At 42.0% G+C, this 24340-nt stretch carries 25 protein-coding genes, 1 pseudogene and 2 riboswitches; of the genes and pseudogenes, 8 read left to right on the top strand and 18 right to left on the bottom strand.

Annotated features, from left to right (window positions below; genetic code table 11):
• Positions 1–165 precede the first annotated feature (165 nt).
• Positions 166–1062, bottom strand: a complete 897-nt coding sequence (htpX, locus tag bslm_RS07100) for a protease HtpX (protein WP_003232513.1) — start codon at positions 1060–1062, stop codon at positions 166–168.
• 170 nt (positions 1063–1232) lie between these two features.
• Between htpX and htpK the strand changes: the two genes are divergently transcribed.
• Together htpK and sspD are read left to right on the top strand one after the other, a co-directional pair.
• Positions 1233–1934 carry a transcriptional regulator HtpK gene (gene htpK, locus bslm_RS07095; RefSeq protein WP_003245220.1) on the top strand — a complete coding sequence of 234 codons (702 nt, stop codon included), beginning with the start codon at positions 1233–1235 and terminating at the stop codon, positions 1932–1934.
• A gap of 130 nt (positions 1935–2064) precedes the next feature.
• The gene (gene sspD / locus bslm_RS07090) at positions 2065–2259 is read left to right on the top strand and encodes an acid-soluble spore protein SspD (protein WP_003218568.1); all 195 of its coding nucleotides are present in this window, start codon (positions 2065–2067) and stop codon (positions 2257–2259) included.
• A gap of 10 nt (positions 2260–2269) precedes the next feature.
• On the opposite strand, the gene rsgI is transcribed toward sspD, so the two are convergent.
• The 4 genes from rsgI to bslm_RS07070 all read right to left on the bottom strand — a co-directional run bounded on the left by rsgI (position 2270) and on the right by bslm_RS07070 (position 6147).
• Positions 2270–3415, bottom strand: a complete 1146-nt coding sequence (gene rsgI / locus bslm_RS07085) for an anti-sigma-I factor RsgI (protein ID WP_046380977.1) — start codon at positions 3413–3415, stop codon at positions 2270–2272.
• Positions 3412–4167, bottom strand: coding sequence for an RNA polymerase sigma factor SigI (sigI, locus tag bslm_RS07080; protein WP_003245855.1), 756 nt, complete (start codon positions 4165–4167; stop codon positions 3412–3414). Before sigI ends, rsgI begins: the two co-directional genes overlap by 4 nt.
• A gap of 263 nt (positions 4168–4430) precedes the next feature.
• Positions 4431–5225 carry a TerC family protein gene (locus bslm_RS07075; RefSeq protein ID WP_003245669.1) on the bottom strand — a complete coding sequence of 265 codons (795 nt, stop codon included), beginning with the start codon at positions 5223–5225 and terminating at the stop codon, positions 4431–4433.
• 256 nt (positions 5226–5481) lie between these two features.
• Positions 5482–6147 carry a DedA family protein gene (locus bslm_RS07070; protein WP_029726984.1) on the bottom strand — a complete coding sequence of 222 codons (666 nt, stop codon included), beginning with the start codon at positions 6145–6147 and terminating at the stop codon, positions 5482–5484.
• Between the two features lie 180 nt (positions 6148–6327).
• Here bslm_RS07070 and bslm_RS07065 point away from each other — a divergent pair.
• The 3 genes and pseudogenes from bslm_RS07065 (at position 6328) to bslm_RS07055 (ending at position 11531) form a co-directional block, all read left to right on the top strand.
• Positions 6328–8720 (top strand): annotated as a pseudogene (locus bslm_RS07065) (EAL domain-containing protein).
• An 87-nt stretch (positions 8721–8807) separates the two neighbouring features.
• Positions 8808–9692, top strand: coding sequence for a non-homologous end joining protein Ku (ku, locus tag bslm_RS07060; RefSeq protein WP_024572505.1), 885 nt, complete (start codon positions 8808–8810; stop codon positions 9690–9692).
• A gap of 3 nt (positions 9693–9695) precedes the next feature.
• Entirely contained in the window at positions 9696–11531 is a 1836-nt protein-coding gene (locus bslm_RS07055; protein ID WP_046380976.1) for a DNA ligase D, read from the top strand.
• Between the two features lie 23 nt (positions 11532–11554).
• Here bslm_RS07055 and bslm_RS07050 read toward each other — a convergent pair whose 3' ends face one another.
• Together bslm_RS07050 and bslm_RS07045 are read right to left on the bottom strand one after the other, a co-directional pair.
• Entirely contained in the window at positions 11555–12568 is a 1014-nt protein-coding gene (locus bslm_RS07050; RefSeq protein ID WP_015252230.1) for a glycosyltransferase family 2 protein, read from the bottom strand.
• A gap of 12 nt (positions 12569–12580) precedes the next feature.
• Positions 12581–14275 carry a DUF6044 family protein gene (locus tag bslm_RS07045; RefSeq protein ID WP_046380975.1) on the bottom strand — a complete coding sequence of 565 codons (1695 nt, stop codon included), beginning with the start codon at positions 14273–14275 and terminating at the stop codon, positions 12581–12583.
• Positions 14276–14467: 192 nt separating this feature from the next.
• On the opposite strand from bslm_RS07045, the gene bslm_RS07040 reads away from it, so the two are divergent.
• Complete coding sequence (locus bslm_RS07040) at positions 14468–15280, top strand: metallophosphoesterase (RefSeq protein WP_046380974.1); 813 nt, start codon at positions 14468–14470, stop codon at positions 15278–15280.
• A gap of 27 nt (positions 15281–15307) precedes the next feature.
• On the opposite strand, the gene bslm_RS07035 is transcribed toward bslm_RS07040, so the two are convergent.
• Positions 15308–15859: a YkoP family protein gene (locus bslm_RS07035; RefSeq protein WP_046381496.1), complete on the bottom strand. Its 552-nt coding sequence runs from the start codon at positions 15857–15859 to the stop codon at positions 15308–15310.
• A gap of 91 nt (positions 15860–15950) precedes the next feature.
• Here bslm_RS07035 and bslm_RS07030 point away from each other — a divergent pair, with 91 nt between their 5' ends.
• Complete coding sequence (locus bslm_RS07030) at positions 15951–17072, top strand: MGDG synthase family glycosyltransferase (protein ID WP_046380973.1); 1122 nt, start codon at positions 15951–15953, stop codon at positions 17070–17072.
• A gap of 14 nt (positions 17073–17086) precedes the next feature.
• Here the strand turns inward: bslm_RS07030 and bslm_RS07025 are convergent, their stop codons facing one another.
• From bslm_RS07025 to bslm_RS20595, 3 genes are all read right to left on the bottom strand, one after another.
• Entirely contained in the window at positions 17087–17551 is a 465-nt protein-coding gene (locus bslm_RS07025) for a MarR family winged helix-turn-helix transcriptional regulator (RefSeq protein WP_003232536.1), read from the bottom strand.
• 132 nt (positions 17552–17683) lie between these two features.
• Complete coding sequence (gene ykoL / locus bslm_RS07020) at positions 17684–17866, bottom strand: stress response protein YkoL (RefSeq protein ID WP_003245766.1); 183 nt, start codon at positions 17864–17866, stop codon at positions 17684–17686.
• 87 nt (positions 17867–17953) lie between these two features.
• Positions 17954–18109 carry a hypothetical protein gene (locus tag bslm_RS20595; protein WP_003232538.1) on the bottom strand — a complete coding sequence of 52 codons (156 nt, stop codon included), beginning with the start codon at positions 18107–18109 and terminating at the stop codon, positions 17954–17956.
• 194 nt (positions 18110–18303) lie between these two features.
• Here bslm_RS20595 and tnrA point away from each other — a divergent pair, with 194 nt between their 5' ends.
• Positions 18304–18636, top strand: a complete 333-nt coding sequence (tnrA, locus tag bslm_RS07015; protein ID WP_003232541.1) for a MerR family transcriptional regulator — start codon at positions 18304–18306, stop codon at positions 18634–18636.
• Positions 18637–18678: 42 nt separating this feature from the next.
• Here the strand turns inward: tnrA and mgtE are convergent, their stop codons facing one another.
• From mgtE to ykoG, 7 genes are all read right to left on the bottom strand, one after another.
• Positions 18679–20034 carry a magnesium transporter gene (gene mgtE / locus bslm_RS07010; RefSeq protein ID WP_003232543.1) on the bottom strand — a complete coding sequence of 452 codons (1356 nt, stop codon included), beginning with the start codon at positions 20032–20034 and terminating at the stop codon, positions 18679–18681.
• Positions 20035–20051: 17 nt separating this feature from the next.
• Entirely contained in the window at positions 20052–20174 is a 123-nt protein-coding gene (locus bslm_RS21765) for a hypothetical protein (protein ID WP_009967087.1), read from the bottom strand.
• Positions 20175–20265: 91 nt separating this feature from the next.
• Positions 20266–20431, bottom strand: a riboswitch (M-box (ykoK) riboswitch).
• A 107-nt stretch (positions 20432–20538) separates the two neighbouring features.
• Positions 20539–20676 carry a transcriptional regulator SplA domain-containing protein gene (locus tag bslm_RS20590; protein ID WP_003218541.1) on the bottom strand — a complete coding sequence of 46 codons (138 nt, stop codon included), beginning with the start codon at positions 20674–20676 and terminating at the stop codon, positions 20539–20541.
• A gap of 82 nt (positions 20677–20758) precedes the next feature.
• Complete coding sequence (locus bslm_RS07000) at positions 20759–21271, bottom strand: PepSY domain-containing protein (protein ID WP_032721406.1); 513 nt, start codon at positions 21269–21271, stop codon at positions 20759–20761.
• Positions 21272–21362: 91 nt separating this feature from the next.
• Positions 21363–22043 (bottom strand): PepSY domain-containing protein, encoded by a 681-nt coding sequence (locus tag bslm_RS06995; protein WP_046380972.1) that lies wholly within the window; start codon positions 22041–22043, stop codon positions 21363–21365.
• Positions 22040–23404, bottom strand: a complete 1365-nt coding sequence (gene ykoH / locus bslm_RS06990; RefSeq protein WP_046380971.1) for a two-component system sensor histidine kinase YkoH — start codon at positions 23402–23404, stop codon at positions 22040–22042. The genes bslm_RS06995 and ykoH overlap by 4 nt, the downstream gene beginning before the upstream one ends.
• Before the next feature lie 3 nt (positions 23405–23407).
• On the bottom strand, positions 23408–24094 hold the full coding sequence (gene ykoG, locus bslm_RS06985; protein WP_046380970.1) for a two-component system response regulator YkoG: 687 nt from the start codon (positions 24092–24094) through the stop codon (positions 23408–23410).
• Between the two features lie 101 nt (positions 24095–24195).
• Positions 24196–24308, top strand: a riboswitch (TPP riboswitch).
• Positions 24309–24340: the final 32 nt, after the last annotated feature.

The following is a 24340-nucleotide window of genomic DNA, read 5'->3' as shown; positions in this document are numbered from 1 at the left end:
CTTCTGCCTCTCTTTTTAAGTACGGTAATTATTCTAAAGATATTAGGTCCATTTTTAAAGGCTTTTACGAAACATTTTCTTAACTTGCTTATTTTTTTATGATTTTAGTCAATGGATAAAATAAAAAACCTCTGAGAATTCTCTCAGAGGAACAATGTGTTTGTATTATTTAGCTTCCAGCCGTCTGATTCGCTCATCTAAATCAGGGTGAGTAGAGAAAAGTGAAGAGCGCTTCTTGCCATTAATCTTTAACGTTTGGACAGCTGTCTGATCGTCTTCCATAATCCGGGAAGAATAGCTTTTAAGCGTCCGCAGCGCATGAATCATCTTGTCCTTGCCGGCAAGATCCGCTCCTCCCCTGTCAGCATGGAATTCACGATGGCGTGAATACGCAAACACAACCAGGCTGCCAAGTATCGAAAAGACAATCTGAAAAATAATCATTGCAATAAAATGAACGATCGGCGCTAGATCTTCTTTGACAAAACGGCTTGCAATCCAAGCGGCGATACGCGATAAAAAGACGACAAAAGTATTAACGATACCTTGTAAAAGTGTCATTGTTACCATATCACCATTTGTGATATGCGCGACCTCGTGGGCAAGCACACCTTCAACCGCTGCGTCATCCATCTGCTCCAGCAGCCCTGACGATACTGCGACAAGTGAACGGCGTTTTGACGGTCCAGTCGCAAACGCGTTTACTTCAGGTGAACGGTAAATCCCGACTTCCGGCATTTTCGTTAAACCGGCAGAGCGGCTTAATCTGTGAACACGATCAACCAATTGCTGTTCCTCATAGCTGAGCGAGTGTTTTTTCGGATTCAGCACTCTGACGCCCATCATCGTCTTTGCCATCCATCTGGACATCGCAAGAGACGTAAAGGAACCGACAAATCCAACGACTAAACTGAACACAAGAAGCGCCATTGGATCGATACCGCCATCAGCTGTAAAGTACGTCCCGACTCCTGTAACAGAGCTTAAAACAGACAAAACGATCCCGATTGTTGTAAGCACCAAAATATTCGTTAGAATAAACAGAAAAATTCTTTTCGCCATAACAACCTCCGTTATTTTAAGTTCAAAAGAACCCGTATATTTAAATTATAAAACATCCATTTGAAAATGCAAGGAATTCGACGTATGATGTTAATGTAATTTGCTGACGCTTGAATTTTGAACTCATACATAGACCTATATCCGCGTCAAATTGTTTAAAGAGGTGAACAATGAACATTTTTAAACTCTCTCGAACCGATATGGTGCGGCTGCTCTATTCCCTAAAAGGACAAGGAGAACATAGCCCACTCGACATTCTCGTCCAATCAGCGAACATGTCAGCAGAAAAAGCAGCCAATCATCTAGAAATTCCTGAATTTCTTACAAGATATGAACGAAAAAAACAGAAAAAAGAATACGGACTGTCTACAAATGAAATCGTAGAGCTTGGCAACTTATGCGAGCTGACTTCGTTAAAGTCAACCGCGATTCAAAACTGGGTAAAGCGTGATATCAAAGATCTGATCGGACACCCTGAGCTAGGCAAAAAATACTCAATTGAACAGGCAGTTATTCTTTTAATTGTACGTGATTTAAAATCCATTTATGACTTTGAACACATACGGGCTATTTTAAAAGTGGCCTTTAACACAATCTCAGACAGATCTGATGATGTCATCAGCCCGATTGCTTATTATGAAAGCTGCGCATATGTGCTTGATGCCATCCATCACCAAGATACTCCTTCTATGAAAGAATCAAATCTGCAGGAGATCGCCGAACAGGAGACAGAGCGTCTCCGTCACCGTTTTGAAGAACTGAATGACAGCCAATGGCTTAAAATCAGACAAATTATCGCCATTACAGTCCTATCCATTTTGACATTCCATATTCAGGCAACCGCACATAAAATGACAGCAGACATTCTATAGTCTGCGCCACCCCGGCTCAGAGGCCGGGGTTTTATTTTTCTCCACAACAATTGCCAGCATAAATAAACCCCGTATATTTCAAACTAAATACGCGTTAAGAATTTCTTTATCGAAAAAGGAGTTGAAAAAGATGGCGAGCAGAAATAAACTCGTTGTTCCAGGGGTGGAGCAGGCACTAGACCAATTTAAACTCGAAGTGGCTCAAGAATTCGGTGTGAACCTTGGTTCTGATACAGTCGCACGCGCTAACGGCTCTGTAGGCGGAGAAATGACAAAGCGGCTGGTACAGCAAGCACAATCACAATTAAATGGCACAACTAAATAAATTCAGGTCTTTATTCGCCGGGGGCACTCGGCGAATCTTCATTTTGAGCTGAATGATTATCACTGCTGTAGCCGTTTGGATTACGTCGGTCTGAGGCGTTATCCCTTCTGGACGAAGAACGGTTCTTGCCTTGTTCACCATTGTTCCAGTCCCTGTGATATTGGCTTTGGCCCTTGTCAGCGCCGTTATTTTCATTTCCTTTATCTTGAGGATCTTGTATTGGGGTTTGCTCATGGTCCCCATCTTTTTCGGTATTTGTGTTTTCATCTGATTCCTTTATTTTTTTATCTTTGTCACTATCATCAATCTGGTCATCCGCTTTCTCTTCTTTCTGGTCTCCGGAATCCGCATCATTCAGCTGTTCATTATCTCCTTGCTTGCTGTCCTGGGTGTCAGTTTGATCGGTGTTTTCATCCTCATTTTCATCACTCTTTTGATCCTCTTCTCCGGATGGTTTGCTGGAGTCATCTTTTAAATCTTTATTGTCATTCTTTTCATTTGATTTGATGTAGCTGCCTGTTGAGACGCCTTCTTTCTTCGCTTTTTCCCTCGTTTGCATATCTGACTCGAGAGATTCCATGCGGTATGTCGTTTTATATTTTTCAGTCACATCATTCAGCTGTTTTTTCACAGCCTTTTTATATGTATTGTCTTCTGTGTTTTCATAAACAGTGGAAATCAATATTTCTTTCGATTTCTTTACATACCCGTGTTCACTGCAGTCGGTTATAATATCGTCAATCACCTTTTTAAAATCAGTCTTCTCCCAATCATCTATATCATTCACGACCTTCTGTCCCTCATCGTTTAGAGGCGTCAGTTCAATCACTTCATAATCACTGTTTAACGCCATTTCGACGCTTGGATTGATATCGATTGTCATATACGCATAGGCCTTATTATTAGAAAAAACGGGGAGAACTATAAAAATAAAAAGCATAATAGCAGTCATCGTAAAAATCCCCATTTTGAAAGGGCGCAGTTTAAAAAAATCAAAAAAGCTGGCCCTTCTGCCCATGCGTGTTTCACTCGGAAGCATGATTTCTTCACCGATTTCATAGCTGTGTCGATCATTTTTGGCTTTTAAAAATTGTCCGTCAGGGGTCAGCAACGTGACGAATTTTTTATTTTTCTCTACTATAATCCCTCTTCTCATGAGTGCAGCACCCCTTTAAGATAATCTTTTAAATAAATATAATCACCCGTAATGATAATACACATCGCAATAATATATTTTCTGTTTCTCTCAATCGTTTTTCGGCTTACAGAGACAAGCTGTTCAAGCTGTTTGACCGGAAGCTGCTTCTTTGTATACAGGATAGCGGCCAATTCTTCATGTTCAACAAGCGTCATTGCCACCTTTATGGCGTTTTGCCTTGCATCCGTGTGCTTTGGAGAATTTTCAAGCAGTTCTTTAAACGATAAACCATAATCCTTGAGCTGCTTTTGAAAATAGAGGATTTCCTCCCGCCTCTGCTCCTGTTCAATCTGACGGCGGTATTCATCAATGGAAAGCTCGGCTTCAATCAGGCTTTGTGATGACTCCTGATCGTCTCCTTCCTGTAAATCGATATTTATATTTTGTGCGCTTCTGGCTTCTTTTCTAATGTAATCAATGACTTTTCTTTTTATAATAAGCTCAGCAAATGCGAGCAGAGAATTTCCTTTTTCAGGTGAATATTTTTCTATAGCTTCATTAAACGCGATCAGTCCAATACTGAACTCATCGTCTTTTTCATCTATATATCGTTTACAAACGGATGAAACCGTCTTTGCGATAAATGGCTTATATTGCTGTATTAATTCATTTTGCAGATCTTTATTGCCTTTTTGTATACTTTCAACAGCTTTTTCAAGTGTTTGCTTCTTTTTTCCCAATTTAAACAAAAGGCTAAGCACTGGTTTCACCTCAGTTCCTCCCTATAACTACTCATTAATGATAGCTAATTTGATAGGGATTCGCAAAGGAGAAAAAGAAATATTGATTTCCAATGTCTCAATTATGACAAACCATTCTGACGTCCTATACATGATTTCGTGCCTTTCTAAAGAATTAAGGGGGTTTTATGCGTGTTTTTTGTAACAAAGATGTTATAAAAATGTTATTTTATTTCGCTTATGAAAACGCTTCAAACACAAAAAGACTCTGCTTTTAAGCAGAGTCTTTCAGATTACGCCCGTTCACGGGTGCTGTTTTTTTGTTCGTTTTGTGCGCCCTCCGGCTGTTTTTTCCCACCTGACATAAACCAGCCGCAAACCGCGATTGCTGCTAAGACACCCCAGAATATCAGCTTCCATGTTCCAGAATGAATAAAGTGCTCAGAAACAACCGCTATGTCGCGATGGGCAAGCGTATATAAAGCAAGCTTCACTCCGACCCAGCCGACAATCACAAAGGCTGCTGTTTCTAGGCTTGGACGTTCCTTTAATAACTTCACAAACATGGAAGCCGCAAACCGCATGATCACCAGTCCGATGATACCGCCGGCCAAAATGACGAGAAATTGTCCTCCGTCAAGTCCGCCGATCTTCGGGAGTGATGTCCCAGGAAGTGTAACCGCCAGCGCTACTGCTGCTAAGATGGAATCAACAGCAAACGCGATATCTGCCAGCTCAACTTTTAAAACAGTCGGCCAAAAACCGCTTTGCTTCGTCTCTTTATGTGTGTCTTCTTTCTTAAATACATATCTTTTCAATAAGTGGCTTGCTGAGATATACAGCAAATAGATCGCGCCAATCGCTTGAACCTGCCATACGTTGACCAAAAATGAAATGGCGAATAAAGAGCCAAATCGCAGAACAAAAGCCCCTGCCAATCCATAAAATAACGCTTTTTTTCTTTTTTCCTCCGGCAAATGTTTTACCATTACCGCCATAACCAGCGCGTTATCGGCGGCTAAAATCCCTTCCAGCCCGATCAAGACGAGAAGAACCCAACCATACTCTAATAATAATGCTGCATCCATAAATGATACCCTCCCAAAAAAGTTGTTTTCTTTCTCTTCATCCGATCTTATGCCGGCCGGACCATGCAAAAAAGACCTTTGCCGACATAAGGCAAAGGTCTTGCTAGACATGAATTCAGGCATGCCAACAAAGCCGATGGATACAATCCATGAAATGACGACTTTGTTTCCGGAGTACATTCCGGACGCTACTCCCCTTTGGGATTTCAAGAAATATGATTTTATACGTCAATGATATGCGCAGCGCAATGATTTGTCAACGTTTATTTTTTAAAAATACAGATAATTGTTCGGAATGCGTGCGTTTCTTCCTCTTTTTCATCAGTAAGTAGAGCAGGAACAGCGCCAAAATCGCTATCCCGATCGGAAGCATATATTGATCAAGAATAGAGCCGACTTCCTTCCAATTTTCACCGAGCTTCACACCGAGATAAACATATACAAATGTAATCGGAAGCATAGCAATGAATGTATAAAGTGAAAACACCCAAACATTCATTTTTGCAATTCCGCACGGTATGGAAATCAATGTCCTGATACCAGGCAAGAAACGGCCGCTGAACGCGACAAAGCCACCATGTTTTTTGAAAAATTTATCTGACTTATCAAGCGCTTCAGGTTTAATAAAGAGATACTTCCCAAAACGTTCAAGAAACGGCCTTCCTCCGTACCGGCCTATCCAATACAGCGTAAGCGGACCGGCCACTCCTCCAAGCGATCCTGCCAAAACAACGCCGGCAAGTGTCATATCGCCTTTAGATACCCAATAGCCCGCAAGCGGCAAGACGACTTCGGCCGGGATAAACTCAATGCTGAGCGCTAGAAATATTCCAAAATAAGATAAGCTTTTAAATGCTTCAATCCATGACATAACCAGCTCTTCGATAGCCACCAACTCCCTTGTTTCATGTTTATGTATCATACATTTTTGTTTTTTCGGAAAACGTCAAGATGATTTTAACACATTTTTCACGGTCAGTTGAACTAAAAATAGATCTCCCTCGTATTTCTATCGTTTTGAAGGCTGAAACTCTGCGGTTAAGCAGCCGATAATAAAGAGAGTCAACAAGACTGGAACACACGATACGGGGGGAATCTCCATTTGGAAATACACGTTACATATAATACGACGCTCATATGTTTATCTATTCTAATTGCCTGTACCGCCTCGTATATTTCCCTTGAACTTTCAAGGAAAGTCACCATCAATACAGGCTTAAAAAGTAAAATTTGGCTGATCGGCGGCTCACTTATTATGGGATTCGGTATTTGGTCAATGCATTTTGTAGGGATGATGGCCGTCCATATGGAAATGCCGATGGAATATGAATTCATGCCTTTAATGGCAGCCATTGGCGCATCTGTTTCGGGATCATTTGTGTCATTATATTTTGTCAGCCGGCACATTCTTACATATTACAGACTGCTTACCGGATCAGTTGTGCTTGGCGCATCTATTGCTTCTATGCACTATATCGGAATGTCTGCCATTTCCCGGGTAATGATTATTTACGAACCGATTTTATTTACAGTTTCAATTATCATTGCGATTGCAGCCTCTTTCGTCTCGTTAAAAATATTCTTTGACTTGGCCGTAAAAAAACATTCTGAGCATCTTATATTCTATAAAGTCGTCAGTTCAATTGTAATGGGCATTGGGATTTCGGGCATGCACTGCTTGCGGCAACTTTCCATAAGGACATGGCTCCGCCCGGAAGCCATATGGAGGTGCAAACGTTTCATTGGTCAATTTTTGTTACTTTAATTATTTTTTGTATCCAAACGTTATTGTTATTCAGTTCCCATGCAGATCGAAAGTTTATTAAACAGAGCGAACGCATAAAGGATAACGAACAGCGATTTCAGTCTTTAATCGTCCACAATATTGATGCAATCTTTATTTTATCATTAGAAGGAAACATAATATCTTCCAATCACGCTGGTGAGGAAATGATCAGCAAATTTGGCTTCAGCATGCATGACTGGAGGAATTACACATCACTGAAGATTAAGCGCCTTTTTGAGCAAGTTAAAAAAGATAAACAAGCGATGAACAGTGATGGCGAACTTATCACTGAAAAAGGCCAGTTTCACTTAAATATTACTCTCATACCTGTTGAGGTCAATCAAGAACTGGACAGCATTTATGTCATTTGCAAAGACATGACGAAGCAGTACAAAGCAGAAAAAGAAATCCATAGAATGGCTCATTATGATTCGCTTACAGACTTACCTAACAGAAGACATGCCATCTCTCATCTAACAAAGGTACTGAATCGCGAGCATACCTTGCATTATAACACCGTTGTTTTCTTTCTCGACTTAAACCGGTTTAAAGTGATTAACGATGCATTAGGGCATAATGTCGGCGATCAACTGCTTCAGTTTGCGGCTAAACGTTTGTCATCTGTAGTCCCTGATAACGGATTTATCGCCCGTCTTGGCGGTGATGAATTTATTATTATATTAACAGACGCCAATACAGGAACAGGCGAAGCAGATATTTTATCAAGAAAAATTATCCAAAAATTCAAAAAACCTTTCAAAATTCAAGATCACACCCTTGTCACATCTGTCAGTATCGGGATTGCGATATCTCCAAAAGACGGGACGGATGGACTTGAATTGATGAAAAAGGCTGATATGGCAATGTATGCGGCTAAAGAACGAAACAAAAGCAAATACAGATACTATTCTTTTTCAATCGGCAACAAAGAAACCGTCAAGCTTAACCAAGAGATGGTACTCAGAGAAGCAATCGAAAACGATAGATTTGTGTTGCATTATCAGCCGCAATTCAGTGTAAAAAAACAAAAAATGACAGGAGCAGAAGCACTGATACGCCTTGTGACACCAGACGGGCAGCTGCGTCCGCCCGGAGAATTCATTGGTGTTGCAGAAGAAACGGGACTTATTATTGATATCGGAAAGTGGATTATAGATGAAGCATGCAAGCAGGCAAGGATTTGGCATGACAAAGGCTATGATCTTTCTGTCGCCATTAATATTTCCGCCAGACAGTTCCAATCCAAAGATCTGATTCCCCTCATCAAGGATACGCTTAATAAATACCAGCTTCCCCCGCAGCTTCTTGAAGTGGAGGTGACGGAAAGCATGACAATGGACAATCTCGATCACTCCAAAAAGGTTTTATCATCCCTAACAGAATTAGGAATCAGAATCAGTATTGACGATTTCGGTACTGGTCACAGCTCTCTTAGCTATTTGAAGGACTTCCCGATTCACAGGCTGAAGATTGACAAATCATTTATTGACGATATTCAGACCCATCCTAAATCAGAGCAAATTACCGGAGCTATTATTGCCATGGGGCATCAGCTGTCTTTGCAGGTGATTGCCGAAGGTGTGGAAAATGCAGCTCAAAAGCAGCTTCTTTTTGAAAAAGGCTGCGACCATTTACAGGGCTTCTTTTTCAGCAGGCCAATACCTCCGGAACAATTCGAACAATTCATTATTGAACAGCCGTCGCAATAACAGCGCCGGCTTTTTTTCACCCATAAGTTACTACACATGAATCGTAATCCTTCTCTTCACACTAAAGAAAAAAAGGGGTTTATCGATATGCATACAATGTGGAAGGGATCGATCAGCTTCGGATTAGTAAACATCCCCATCAAGCTATATGCGGCCACAGAAGATAAAGATATTAAACTGCGCAGCCTCCATAAAGAGGATCACGCACCAATCAAATACGAGAAAGTTTGCACAAATTGCGAAAAAACTCTTAGTCCTGATGAAATTGTGAAGGGATATGAATATGTAAAAGGAAAATATGTAGTGCTGACGGACGAAGATTTAAAAAGCTTAAAACAGGAGCATGAGGAGAAAGCAGTTGAGATTGTTGACTTTGTTCAGCTTCAGGAAATTGATCCGATTTATTTTAACCGCTCCTACTTTGTCGGCCCCGGGGATAATGGGACGAAGGCCTATACCCTGCTGCGTGAGGCGCTGCGCTCAACCGGAAAGATCGGTATCGCCAATATGACAATCAGGTCAAAGCAGCAGCTGGCGATTCTCCGTGTTTATGAAAATTGTATCGTCATGGAGTCTATCCATTATCCCGATGAGGTCAGAAGCGCCGCTCATGTCCCAGGTGTACCTGATCAATCGAATGTAAACGATAAGGAACTGCAAACTGCTATCACATTAATAGATGAACTGACTGCTGAGTTTGAGCCTGAGAAATATGAAGACACGTACCGACAGGCGCTGCTGCAAAGAGTCAACGACAAGCTAGAAAATAAAGAAACGGCTGTGACTCCTGATAAAGCGCCACCTCGTGAAGATGTCATTGACCTGGTAAGCGCTCTGCAAGCCAGCATCGACAGAACCAGAAGGCCGAACCGGGAGACACCGGCTGCCGCACCTGCACAAGCCGCTGAACCGAAAGGAGCCGGAGATAAAAAACAAAAAACAACTAGAAAAAAAGCCTCCGGCACATCATAGCGCATGGCGTTTACCATGCAGCCGGTCTTAACTTCGTCACCGCCAATCGGAGCAGAATGGCGTTACGAAGTAAAATATGATGGGTACCGCTGTATTCTCCGCATCTATTCTTCAGGTGTGACCTTAACCAGCAGAAATGGTGTGGAGCTCAGCAGCACCTTCCCTGAAATCACACAATTCGCCAAAACTGCCTTTCAGCACCTAGAAAAAGAGCTTCCGCTGACACTTGACGGTGAAATCGTATGTTTGGTGAATCCCTGTCGTGCAGATTTTGAACACCTTCAAGTGCGGGGGCGTTTGAAAAGGCCAGACAAGATTCAGGAATCGGCACACGCGCGGCCGTGCTGCTTTCTCGCCTTTGATTTGTTAGAGCGAAGCGGAGAAGATGTAACGCTTCTTTCGTATTTAGACCGCAAAAAATCGCTGCGTGAACTCATATCCGCAGCAAAGCTTCCTGCATCTCCAGATCCTTACGCAAAAGAAACCATTCAATCCATTCCCTGTTATGATCATTTTGATCAACTCTGGGAGATGGTAATAAAATATGACGGAGAAGGAATTGTAGCGAAGAAAACAAACAGCAAATGGCTTGAAAAGAAGCGGTCGTCCGATTGGCTCAAATATAAAAACTTTAAACAAGCTTATGTTTGCATAACAGGGTTCAACCCTAACAACGGGTTTCTGACGGTATCTGTGTTAAAAAACGGAATAATGACACCGATTGCCTCTGTCTCGCACGGAATGCGCGATGAGGAAAAAAGCGCTATACGCGAGATTATGGAACAGCACGGACATCAAACACCCTCAGGCGAATTTAGTCTTGAACCTTCGATTTGTGCATCTGTTCAATACTTAACAATTCTCCAAGGCACATTAAGAGAGGTATCGTTTATCGGTTTCGAATTCCAAATGGACTGGACCGAATGCACGTATGCGCAAGTCATACGACACTCCAAACCGGTTCACCCAAAGCTCCAGTTCACAAGCCTAGATAAAATCATATTTGAAAAGAATAAAAAAACAAAAGAAGATTTTATTCAGTATATGATTGAAGTCAGTGACTATCTGCTCCCATTTCTGAAAAACCGGGCTGTCACCGTCATCCGCTATCCGCATGGATCTAGGAGCGAATCATTTTTCCAAAAAAACAAGCCGGACTATGCGCCGGATTTTGTTCAATCTTTCTATGATGGAAGCCATGAACATATTGTCTGTGAGGATATGTCTACATTGCTATGGCTTTGCAACCAGCTTGCTTTGGAGTTTCACGTTCCTTTTCAAACCATTAAAAGCAGGCGTCCGGCTGAGATTGTCATTGATTTAGACCCGCCTTCGCGAGATGACTTTCTTATGGCCGTGCAGGCCGCAAATGAACTGAAGCGGCTGTTGGATTCCTTTGGCATCACATCGTACCCGAAGCTGTCCGGCAACAAAGGCATCCAGCTTTATATTCCCTTGTCTCCCGAGGCATTTACGTATGAAGAAACACGCCAATTTACGCAGCTGATCGCAGAGTACTGCACCAATGCATTTCCCGAGCTATTTACCACTGAACGCTTGATTAAAAACAGACACGGCAAATTGTATCTTGATTATTTGCAGCATGCAGAAGGAAAAACGATTATCTGTCCCTATTCGACGAGAGGAAATGAGCTTGGGACTGTTGCAGCCCCGCTCTACTGGCATGAGGTGCAATCATCTTTAACACCCGCTCTGTTTACAATTGATACGGTCATCGATCGAATTAAGAAGCAGGGCTGCCCATTTTTTGATTTTTACCGCAACCCGCAAGACGAACCGCTTAGCGCTATATTGAATCAGTTGAAGAAAAAGAGCTGACTAATGAAGTCAGCTCTTTCCGTTTAACTGTACTTTTTTTCTAACCGCTCTTTTTCCTGGCGCTGGAGCGGGCTCAGCTGCTCATTATACAAATCAATATCAATCGCGTATTTCGGCCGTCTTTTCACTTCAGAAAAAATCGTTCCAATATACTCTCCGATGATGCCAATTCCCATCAATTGCAACCCGCCCAAAAACCAAATGGATATGATGAGAGACGCCCAGCCTGCATTCGTATGGCCGAGCAGCTTTTGAATAAACGCGCCAATCCCTGCCACAGCGCTGAGGAAAAACAAAACAAACCCTAAAAGCGTAAAGAATCGAATTGGTGCGACACTGAATGAAGTAATCCCGTTAAAAGCGAAGGATAGCATCTTTTTCAACGGATATTTCGTTTTGCCGGCAAAGCGTTCCTTGCGGTCATACAAAACTTCGGCCGATTTAAAGCCGATCATGGGGACAATACCTCTTAAAAACAGATTCGCTTCCGGATAACGCTCAAGCTCTTCGAGGGACCTTTTATTCATTAAACGAAAATCAGCATGATTATAAATTAATTTAATCCCAAGCTTATTCATGAGACGATAAAACCCTAACGCGGTCGTGCGCTTGAAAAAGGTATCGGTTTTTCTGCTCCGGCGTACACCGTAAACGATCTCGCAGCCCTCATGATATTTCAGCATAAAATCCCGGATCACAGAGATGTCGTCCTGAAGATCAGCATCGATCGAAATGACGCAGTCTGACCTATTCTTCGCTTTATGCAGTCCGGCTAAAAGCGCTTTTTGGTGGCCGACATTGCAGGCTAATTTTAAGCCGGTAACCTTCTTGTTTCTTATGCTCTCCATAGCAATCAAAGCCCAAGTGCGGTCTTTGCTGCCATCATCGACAAACAGAATTTTACTGTCTTCAGCAATTAATTTTTCTTCAATTAAATCATCTACAACCTCTGTCAGCTGACGGCTTGTTTCTTGAAACACTTCCTCTTCATTGAAACACGGGACGACGATGGTTAATACTGGCTGTGACTGTTTCAATCGATATCCTCCTTATCTTGTTTCATATAAATAAATGCGCCAGGCGGAATCTTTATGGTCAAACGTCTTTACGAGCGCGAGATGGTTTTGTTCAGCATTCATGATCGGAACTGAAGAAAAAATGTACCGTCCGCCCATTTTTTTAAATACATCTGTATTTAATTGAAGGTTGTTGATCGTTTTCTTCGAGTTCTTTTTGAAATCATATCGTTTACCGAGTTCATCGACAAAAAGGTAGCAGCGGCTGCCCCATTCATCAAAGTATTGTTTCAGCCGAGAATTTTTTTCCAGCTCTTTTTCGATGATTTTCCTAAATTCATATTTATATGAGAGCGGATACAGATTGTTATACGTATCTAACGTATAAAACCCGTTATATTGGGCGATAGACGGATGCAGTCCGATGCTCGCCACCCTGTACGAATCTTGCGGACGTCCGATATATTCCTTAATCTCTTTGAATTGTTCCGATGCATAAAACTCCTTGAATGTCGGCGCGTTGTAATGAACGCCATACGTATATTCTTCATTAAAAGGCGCCAACACCATCAGCTGTGCAGCGACTGCGGCGTACACAAGCCATTTCCATCCTTTCCCCATCCGCCAAATGAGATATAAAGCAAGCGCAAAGCTCACGTATATAACAAGCGGCCGAAGAAAATGAAAACGGGCAAAATTAAATTCTGCTAAAAAAGCAAATTTCTGCTTTGGAACAGCCCAAATTTTGTTGAACCAAAACGCATACCATAATGACAACCCGTAATTAAGCACACATAAAAACAGATAAACATTTTCTGGCTTTGTCCGATTTCGTTTGAACAGCAGAGCAGCAAATACGACCATCAGGATCGGAAGGATGACAACGGTATGAACGGTCATCACATGATTATGGCCATAGACAAAGTTTTTTATGGATAGCCGAAGAGAATGCCAAACGTCATGCCTAGATGAGATAAATTCGATACGATGCATCGGTGCGTGCTCAAACAGCATCGAATAGACAAGCCGATATTCAACGAAAAGATAGATACTCGTCATAAATGCAATACTGCCTAAGAACATCAAATTCCATCTTCTTTTTGTAATGGCATCATACAACCAAAAACACGCCATCCCTGCCAGGAAAAAGAAGAAGCCTAGAACAAAGCTTGAGTATAGAGGGAGCAAGCCCAGCGTCAGCCACTCTCTCCATGAGATATCCCCTTTTCGGATATTTAAAAAAGCCCACAGTGCCAAAGGGTACCCAAGCGTACTCAGCATTCCCGAAGGCCAGAACGGTGTTAAGGCAAATGCAAGCGATACGCCAATTCGGATGAAAGCCGCTTTTGGTTCCGGGATTATATGTTTCTTCAGCAGCACATACATTCCAAAAAAAGCGACAACTCTTGTAACCGTCTGGCTTATTGCATAGGCGGTCATGGAAGAAAAGAAAGCATGGAGCCAAACAATTCCGCTCCACTCGGTGCCAAAGGCATCCCGGGGCAGCCCGTTAATGATTTGCGGAATGGCAGCGTCAACCTTGCCGACGATTTCTCCGCTATCGGCCAGAACCTTGTACCAAGCGATGTTGGAATCTAAATTATCGTGGACCCGGATATGGGCATCTTCCTTTAAAATAAAAAGCGGGGATACATACAATAAAAGAAGAAATAATGCGATCCAGAGATAATATGTTTCTTTTTTTTGTTGTCTCATCAATCGTAACATTGCTTACACATCCATTTGTTATTCTGACTCCGTCGGCATGTTCTGCCTCATGTGTCAAAATTTATTATCCCTTTTCCCTTCCAAATCATTCATCATATGACAATCCGTTTTTCAACCTGTCTCTACCCATTAATTCCCGCTATCCATAGGGCTTGATCACTTACTATACTGATAGAAGGGAGGGGATATATTTTGTTTACAATCTTACTTTCATTGGCCATACTCGTATTTGTGCCATTTCTATATAAAGCGAACCGCAATACAAAAGATGTGAAAGTCAACACCATTTCAATCGACCAAAAAGACGGCCTTCCAGCCAGAAAAAAATTAAATATCCTTCATTTATCAGATCTTCACTTGGAAAACATTTCAGTCTCACCTGAGGAGCTGTATCATTTAACAAAAGATCAGCCTGTGGACATCATTGCTCTTACCGGGGATTTTCTTGATCGGAAACGTAATATTCCGAAGCTGGCAGGTTACTTGAACGCCTTGCAAAAGCTAAAGCCTGCATATGGAATGTACGCGGTGTTCGGTAACCACGATTATGTATTGAAAGAAGAGGACTTTCAGAGATTGAAGCGAGTTTTAGAGGAAAACGGCTGTATCACGCTGCAAAATGAACATGTTCGAATCGAGACGGCTGCAGGGCCAGTCAATATTATCGGCATTGATGATTACAGTACGAATCGCAGTAATATCACCGGCTCTTATCAAAGTCTGGAAAATGGCTATCATCTTGTCTTAACACATGACCCAAATATTATTCTGGATATGAAAGATGTTCATTATGATTACCTGCTGTCAGGGCATTTTCACGGCGGGCAAATTCACTGGCCAAAACCGTATCATTTGGTGAAAATGGGCAAGCTCGTGCGAATGAACATGATTAAAGGCCTTCATTATCATCACGATAAACCATTTTATATCAGCGAAGGCTTGGGACAAACCGGCGTAAATATCCGTGTCGGAAGCCGTCCTGAAGTAACACTTCATCAGATTTAATCAAAAAAGACTGTGCTGACCGAGGCATCAGTCTTTTTTTTGATAGGTTTTCTGCAGCTTTTCTTTTGAGATAAACAAATAGGATGAATTCGGTAAATGCCGCAAGCTCACAGGCTTTGAAGTCAAATATAAAATCGGCACATGGGACACTTTTTTAAAACATCTGTAAAAAGGATTCACCGGGGTGATCACATCAAAGCCGAGCCTTTCCACACCTTTGTCAAGCATTGTAATCCCAATGATTCCTTTGATTTTCTCGCTTTTTTTATGATTGTGGATATAGTCAAGAAGAAGCGGCATCGATTGATATACTTTCTGATAAATAATGATTCCTTTTCTGACTGCGCTCTCAATGCTTTGAAGCTCCCTGATCAGCTTTATGTTATGCAGGTGGATTTTAACGAGCACATCATTTTTTCTTATATGCGTTCCATCGCTCAGCACGACATGATGTCCTTTATACTTCGTCAGCCTGACTCGAAAAACGCTTTTTTGATCGTTGTCAATCAAGCTTAGCCTTGAAAAAAAGAAATAAATCGGATCAACCACTCTCCATATGGAAAGGAAACAGGTTTTCATCTCTTCACCTTCCTCATAATCAAAAACACCCTTATATTTTGTGAACGTTCTCCTCAAAATATAGTTGCCATATTTTTTTAGGAGGACTGTCATGAAAAACATTCTCATTTTTCCTTTTTTAAGCATTTCCACCGGCCATCATCATGTGGCTGATGCATTGCAGGCTGAATTAGAGTCTCAAGGGCTGGCAGCTGAAAAGATTGATATCTTTTCACATTCGTATAGGCGGTTAGAAAAATTGTCCTCCGTGGCTTATTTAAAATGGATTCAATATTTCCCGAAAACGTACAGCGGCATTTACAGGCTCCTCGCCTGCGGAGAATTTCAGCATGACAAACGCTATTTCATGTACGAATGGCTGTTCACACAGCAAATGAGGCACATCCTCCAAGAAAAACAGCCTGATATCGCCTTCTGCACACATGCGCTGCCTTCTTATCTGCTGAACCGACTAAAGCCTGAATATCCGAATCTGACGGTTGTGAATGTATACACTGATTTTTTCGTGAATCAATTATGGGGACGGAAGAACATTGATTACCATTTTGTTCCGAGCACGGAAGTAAAGAAGCAGCTAATATCAGAGGGGATCGATCAGAACAACATATACTTGACTGGCATTCCAGTTCACCGAAATTTTAAAATGGAATCAGCAGATACCTTGCAGCACCACCCGCCATATACCATCATCATCACAGGGGGCAGTATGGGGGTCGGTGGGATTTTAAAATGGGTGCAGGAACTGTCGCCAGGCGGAAAGATCTTATACAAAATATTATGCGGCAGAAACGAAAAGCTCTACTCCTATGTCAAAAGTTTACACCACCCCTTGATTGAGGCGATTCCTTACCTTCACAGCAAAGCAGAGATGAACCGTTTGTACGAACAGGCGACAGGCATCATGACTAAACCCGGAGGCGTGACCATCAGTGAATGCTTACAGAAACGGCTTCCGGTATTTATTTATCATGCACTGCCGGGACAGGAGGAAATGAATTTAAACCTTCTACATGAAAGGAAACTCGTCACAGATATGAGAAACTGGGACATGCAGAAAGCAGAAGAGTATATCGCGGCATTTTTTCAATCGAACGAACAGAGGAAGGAGTATAAAAAACACGTCAATGGATACCTTGGCGAAATGTCTGATAGGAAGATTGAAGATGTTTTAAAAAGAATCATATGGAATCAAAAAAACACTCTCCTGAAATAGAGAGTGTAGAATAGTTAACGAAACAGTAAATGCTGGCTGTGTATGCCTGCTTTCTTGAGCAGGACGATCAGCTGGTCCTGTTCATCAGGCGAAAGGCCTGAAAACGCTCTCGCAATACGCAGTGCATGAATCGGATAAATTTTATCCAAATACTCATTTCCCTTGTCAGTTAAATGTGCGTAAACAGAGCGTTTATCTTTCGGGTCCTGCTCCCTTACTAAAAACCCGTTTCTTTCTAGTTTGTCAATAACATATGTGACGTTTCCGCTTACAAGCAGAAGTCTCGACCCAATTTGCTGTAATTTTTGCGGGCCTCTTGTGTACAGGAGCTCCAGTACAGCAAATTCAGTGGGATTAAAACCGTGCTCTTTGCTATCACGGATACTATGTTCGGACACACTTTTGAAAGCCCTTGCAAAAACTCTGTACAAATTCATCGCACGCTCAACTTCTTCTTCGTTAAACGATAATCTCATCATATCTACCTCGTATATAGGATTTTTATAAAAAAATAATGAAAACCCTTACATATAATAAGAGTTCAGTCCCTTACTATACGTATTCGCTATAATTCGAGAAATTCCTTCTAAAAGCAAAAAAATCCTTATACATTATCTTGTATAAGGATAATTTTTATGATTTGTAATGCTTCGAAAGAAATAAGCGTATTCTTTCCGAAGCTCAGAAATCGTCATTTTGTTCATGACCTCTTTATTATAAACCCCTATCTGATAGAGTTTTTCAGAATAATGGCGTCGTTCTTTTTCTAAAGCGGATTTCAATAAATTACTCATAGCGTCCTCCTTCATTTTGAGGTATCCTATACAAAAGATACTCTTTTTAAATGAACGTGGTATGAATCTAATGTAAAGAATTTATGTTTACGAAGATTTTCGGTATTGTCCGTTTTGAACCGATCTTAATAATTGAAAAGCCTGTTCTCCGGCAAGCTGCATAAACGTCTCCAGCATTTCATCACGCTTGATATCCAACTCTATAATTTCTTTTGCCAGTGAGACCGCTTTTTCTTCCTCCATGATTATCCTTCCTCCTCGTTTGATTCGTTACATAAAGGATAAAACGTGATTGGGTGTTACGCATTATTCTTGTTAATTTTTCTTCCGTATTTTTTCAAAAATCTTCTATTTGATGTTAGAAAATATGACAAGCGTCAGGTTTTTTCTCTTTGTTTTTTATATACTATTATCAAAAGACATCCAGGGGTGGAAAAATGACCACAGAAGATCATTCTTATAAAGACAAAAAAGTGATTTCAATCGGAATTGTGAGTGAATTGACAGGATTGTCCGTAAGACAGATCAGGTATTATGAGGAACGAAAGCTCATTTACCCGCAGCGTTCTTCAAGGGGGACAAGAAAATACTCCTTTGCCGATGTGGAGCGGCTGATGGATATCGCCAATAAGCGTGAAGACGGCGTACAGACGGCAGAGATTTTAAAGGATATGCGCAAAAAAGAACAGATGTTAAAAAACGATCCGCAAGTGCGGAAAAAAATGCTGGAGGGGCAGCTTAATGCTCACTTTCGGTACAAAAACCGTTAAATAATAAAAGTCCGGCTCGCAGTTGAGACGGACTTTTTACGTTTATAATGAGTGAATGAATGCAGTGGCAATGCCAAAGTAGATTAATAAAGATAAAATATCGTTTAACGTTGTAATCAGCGGTCCAGAAGCAATCGCCGGGTCTACTTTCAGTTTGTGCAAAATAATAGGGATAATCGTTCCTGACATCGTGCCGATGATTAAGGTTAAGAACAGTGAAGAGGCGACAACAAATCCCAAAAGCGCATTCCCCTGCCATATGATAGAAACAATCGCAATCAGCACAGAACAAACCGCTCCGATAAAAATACTTGTTCTGAACTCCCGGAAGATCAGGCGCACAATCGTTTTTTTGTTCATTTCTTCTTTAGACAAACCTCTGATGACAACCGCAAGAGATTGTGTTCCCGTATTTCCTGTCATCCCTGACACCATCGGCATGAAAAACGCAAGCGCGACAACCTGCTTCAGCGCGTCTTCAAAATAGCTGATAATGCTTCCTGAAATCAGTCCGATAAACAAGAGTAAAATCAGCCATGGCAGGCGCCGGTATGCCGCCACGTAAGCTTTTGTGTCAAAGGTGATGTCTTTACCGGAAGCGGCAAATTTTTCGTAATCCTCATCAGCTTCCCGAATAACGACGTCGATAATATCATCGACCGTCACAATGCCGACAAGCACGTTGTTTTCTTCTACAACCGGTATTGCCAAAAAATCGTAACGTTCAATCAGGCGGGCAACTTCTTCCTGGTCCTGAAGAGCATCTGCTGATATGACGCGGGTAAACATTAAATCCTGCACCTTTTCTTCAGGTTCACCCAGAATCAAATCGCGGTAGGAAAGAACCCCAACCAGCTGTTTGCTTTCATTAATAACATATAAGTAGTTGATCGATTCAGCTATTTCAGCGAAGCTTTTCAGTTTGACGACCGCGTCTTTTACCGTGTAATGCTGAGGAATCCACACATACCGGTTTGTCATCATGCGTCCCGCTGAATCAGCCGGGTAATTCATTAAGAGCTGTACAGCTTTTGACTCTGACGCTTCCATGCTGGATAAAAGCTGTTCCTTCAGTTCTTCGTCCATTTCTTCAAGCAATTGAGCGAGGTCATCGTTGTCCATTTTATTCATCGCCAGTGTTGCTTTTGTTTTTCCGACTTTATTTAAGACGACAAGCTGAAATTCGCGTTCCAGCTCCCCGATCATATCAGTGATATCGTCTACAGTTAAATAAGATAAATAGCGGGCGCGGTGTTTTTCCGGCATTTCTTTAAAAATAAATGCCATGTCATAGGGCTGAAGCTCATCAATAACACTTCTAAAATCCCTGATTTTCCCGTCTCGCAGTAAAATAATGATGCGTAAAATGAGTTCGTCATAGGTCATGTTTTGAACCATCGGGACTCGTACCTCCTCTACGGAGACGTGCCGGCCTCGCCAGAAGGTGCGGCAGTTCGTCTCCTCATCGTGTAATCAATTGTCTTGCTGTCATAGTATATGGGTACTTCTTCAGATTGACTCGAATGGGGAGAATCCATACTCCGCACCTCCTTTGATTGGTTTCGTTTTAAAGGCATAAAAAAAGCCTTCGGGATTGAAGGTGAAAGAAGCACGGCAAAAAAAGCGTGCGGGCGCCTTCAATCGTAGAGCTTTAGCACTGTATGGCATAGGACAAGCATCCAGCTGCATTAAAAATCACCTTATGTCGATGATTTCTGTTGACCCATTGGCGTCTTTGGACATTTTTGGGCAGCAGCGTATCTCCATACAGGAGCCTCACCTAACGAAGTTCCTAATTGAATTGACACACTGAGATTACAGAAAAAAACAAGCTGTGTCAACTCAAAAAAGTAATAAATGCGCTTACATCACAATTACGGAACAAAACAAGGGCCTAAGCCCTTATTCTGTTGTTTGTGTCTCGTCATCTTCAGAAAGCAAATGATACGTTTCATGAAGAAATAAGGCATACTCTCCTTCCTTCGTCGGATGAGGGACATATTCAGCCTGATTGATGTATTGCTCCTCTTTCTTTTCCATGCGTTTCGCCTCCTTTTCTACTTAGATTGTCCAAAAGAAGGTTTCTTATCATGAAAAACCCCCGCTGCAGCGGGGGTTTTGATTAGTCATCTATCTCCTGTTTGATAATGCGTCCATCTTTTGCGGAAATTTCAAATTCTGTCTCAGTTCCTTGTTTCGTTTGGATTTCCATTTCATAGATGTAAGCACCGTCATCTTCGTCAAGCTTACTTTCTGTTACGGTTCCACCTGTTTGCTTTAAAGCAATTTCTTCAGCTTCTTCTTTGGTTATGGTGACTTGTTCTGCTTTCTCCTTTAACGGGTCATTAAGCGCTTGTTTTGTATGAATATCTACATAAACGTCGTAGTCTTCACCTTCTTTTTCAATCTCCACTTCATAGACTTCTTTACCGTTGTAAAGGTCTCTGTCAATGTCTTCTACTGTGCCGTCAACAACTGTTTTAGCAATTGCTTCTGCTTCTTGTTCAGTGAGTGCATCCGTCTTAGAAGAAGCCTGTCTGTTTTCATTGTTTTCTTTAGCAAACGCGTTGTAGCTGAACCCTCCGGCCGCTAGGCACCCTGCTAAAAGACCGACCATCCATTTTTTCTTGAGCATTTGTGAGTCCTCCTTTGTTTTGTATGAGTACAGTTTACACACTCAACATGAAAGGAAAACGAGAACAAGATGAGAATTTGATGAGAAACCGTCAGTCTTCATACACAATGTTAGCTACCTTTCCTGTGTAGGCATTGATTTTCACTGTCGCTTCCTTATTATCAGGAAGATCAACGTCCACTTCAAAGATGAGAGTGCCCTCACTTTCTTCGAGATCTGCGTCATCCGCTGTTCCTCCCGTTTCTCGCTCAGCAATTGTTTTTGCTTCTTTTTTCGTAATCGGCGTTTTTTGTTGATCTTTGCTGCTGATTTGATCGGCAGACAAGACTGTTTTTGCCTGCATGTCTACCTTCACTTCGTATGTTTTCCCATCTTCTTTTTGTATGGTATAAGTGGCAACTCGACTTTGTCGTGTTTGTTTTTTGACCGTTCCCGGCACCTGCTCAAGCGCGAGATGCTTGGCTTCTTTTTCTGTCATGGCAGATGGATTCACTGCTTTTACTCTATTCATTGAAAGAATGTCAGCCGATATTGCGTCTGCTTTTACAAAGTAAGTTCCCTTTTGATTTTCAAGCGTTATATCATATGTTTTTTTATCCTTTGATTGTGTTGCTTTCGTGACCTTGCCTTCATAAGAGGATTCGACTTTTTTTACGACAGTCTCCTTTGGCAATACGTTCTCATGGGTTTGCCGAATGATGAGAAACGTACAGATGATGACAACTAAAATGGCTGCTGCAGCAAAAGATACTGTTTTTATTGTTTTAGTCATCGGCCTCCCCCATTCTGTTCGCTGAATTGCATGGTGACAGCTGTTCCTTGTCCCGGCTTGCTTTTGACAGACAGCTCAATGCCATGCTCATCGGCGATTTGCTTGGCAATGGAAAGGCCTAAACCCGTTCCGCCTGTTTTTCTGTTTCGTGCTTCATCTGCCCGGTAGAACCGTTCGAACAAATGCGGGATATGCTCCTCAGGTATTCCGATGCCTTCATCCCTCACTGATAAAAATGGCCGTCCATTCCTCGTTCCGGCTGACATCTCAATAGGCTTTTCACTATACTTTATTGCATTATCAAGCAAAATGGTCAACAGCTGCTTGATGCGTTCTTCATCAGCCTTTACAAGCAGGCTCTCTTTATCTGTTTCAAGCAATATGTCACGCTGATAAACGGACTGGAGCGTTTGCATAACCGCGCGCGCCGCTTCAATCAGATCGATTGTTTTCAGATCAAGCTCAAGCTCTTGATGACTTTTGGCCAGCGCCAAAAGCTGATTGGTCAGTTTTTTCATATGCACCGCTTCTGAGTGAATGGCTTCTATCGACTCCTCAAGCACCTCCGGCTTTTTTGCCCCCCACCGCTTCATCAGGCTGCTGTAGCTTTCTATAATGGTGAGCGGCGTTTTCAATTCGTGTGAAGCATCTTGAACAAATTGCTGCTGTTTATCATAGTGCTCCTTCAGCATCATTGCCATTTCATTAAATGTCAGCCCCATTTGATACAATTCATCGTTGGACTGTCCTTCTAAAGAAATCGTTTTAAATTCTTTGTCTCGCTGTATGTCTTTCATTGTGATCATTAATCGTCTGATCGGATTGATGATTCGGCGGGCTAGCAAGCTGCCTGCAAAAAAAGAAGCAATGCAGACAGCAGCACTTGCAGCGATTAAGATGATTTTCAACAGAAACAGACTCTCTTCTGTGTTCTCAAGCCTTTCAACCAGCTGAAGAGACACCACTTGTCCATCGGTCCAAATCACCGGAACAGCAGCCTCGGCAAACAGCTTGCCGTCATGTTTCCTCACATCTGCCGTTTCTCCGCTATGAAAAGAGAGAGGAAAACCTTTATAGGCTTTTTCTTTTGTGATCGTCATAACGGCTTTTTGATCACCATTCACTACACGCACCATGCCATTTGCCGGAAGATAGGCCTGCAGCATATCCTGCAAAGCCACTCCTTCTGTTTCAGCGGCACGCAGCGCTTCAGCAATGTTATCTGTCTCATCAGCAAGCCGGGATGCATCCTTTGATGTCAGCGCAGACGAAAAAATGAGATATACTGCGGTATGCACCAAAATTAATAAAATCAACAGTGATATTGATGTGTATAAATGAATCTTGGTCTTCAGCTTCATCGTTTACCCCTTAATGGCATAGCCGACCCCGCGAATCGTATGGATCAGCTGTTTTTCGTAAGGATAGTCCAGTTTTTTTCTGATGTATCTTATGTAGACGTCCACGACATTTGTATCACCGATATAATCAAATCCCCATACCGAGCTTAGAATTTGCTCCCGTGTCAGCACTTGCTGCGGATGCTTTAGCATATAGACGAGTAGATCAAATTCCCGCGGCGTTAATTCCACCTCTTTGTCTCCGCGTCTCACTTCACGGGTTTTTTCGTTCACCCGCAAATCGTCATATGTAAGAAAGGTGCCGATATCTTCCGTTTTTGTTCCATTTTGCCGCAGCGCCGCCCTGATTCTCGCAAGCAATTCCTCGATTTCAAACGGCTTGGTGACATAGTCATTCGCACCGATGTCCAGACCTGTTACCTTATCAGGAATACTGTCTCGCGCCGTTAATAATATGACCGGTGTCTGTTGATCCGTTTTTCTCAAGCGGCGCAGCACTTCCAGTCCGCTAAGTCCCGGCAGCATGACATCAAGAAGCACCAAGGAATGCCCGCCTTTCGCTGCCGCATCCAGACCTTCTGTGCCATTGTGTTTGATGGTGACACTGTATCCTTCATATTCCAATTCAAGCTGAAGAACCCTGGCAATTTTTTCTTCATCTTCCACAATTAATATGTGTCCTTTTTCCAAATTTGATCATCCTCTCCCGTCCCTTTATGAAAAAAATGATTTCGTTGTTTACAAAATGATTCTTATCATCTATTATGATGTCAAAATAAAAAATTGTATACGGAAAGCACTAGGGGTGCTGTTTTGGCTGAGATAAAGCGCGGAAGAAACGCGCTTTGATCCCTTATGACCCGATCTGGATAATACCAGCGTGGGGAAGTGCAGGTTGACCGAATGGTGTATTTTTTTGTGCGCTTAATCGATCTA

It is taken from the genome of Bacillus sp. LM 4-2 (assembly GCF_000978495.1).
In the GTDB taxonomy this organism is placed as follows: Bacteria; Bacillota; Bacilli; order Bacillales; family Bacillaceae; genus Bacillus; species Bacillus subtilis.
Note: the sequence above shows the minus strand (reverse complement) of the source record. Positions and strands in the feature narration are given on the sequence as shown.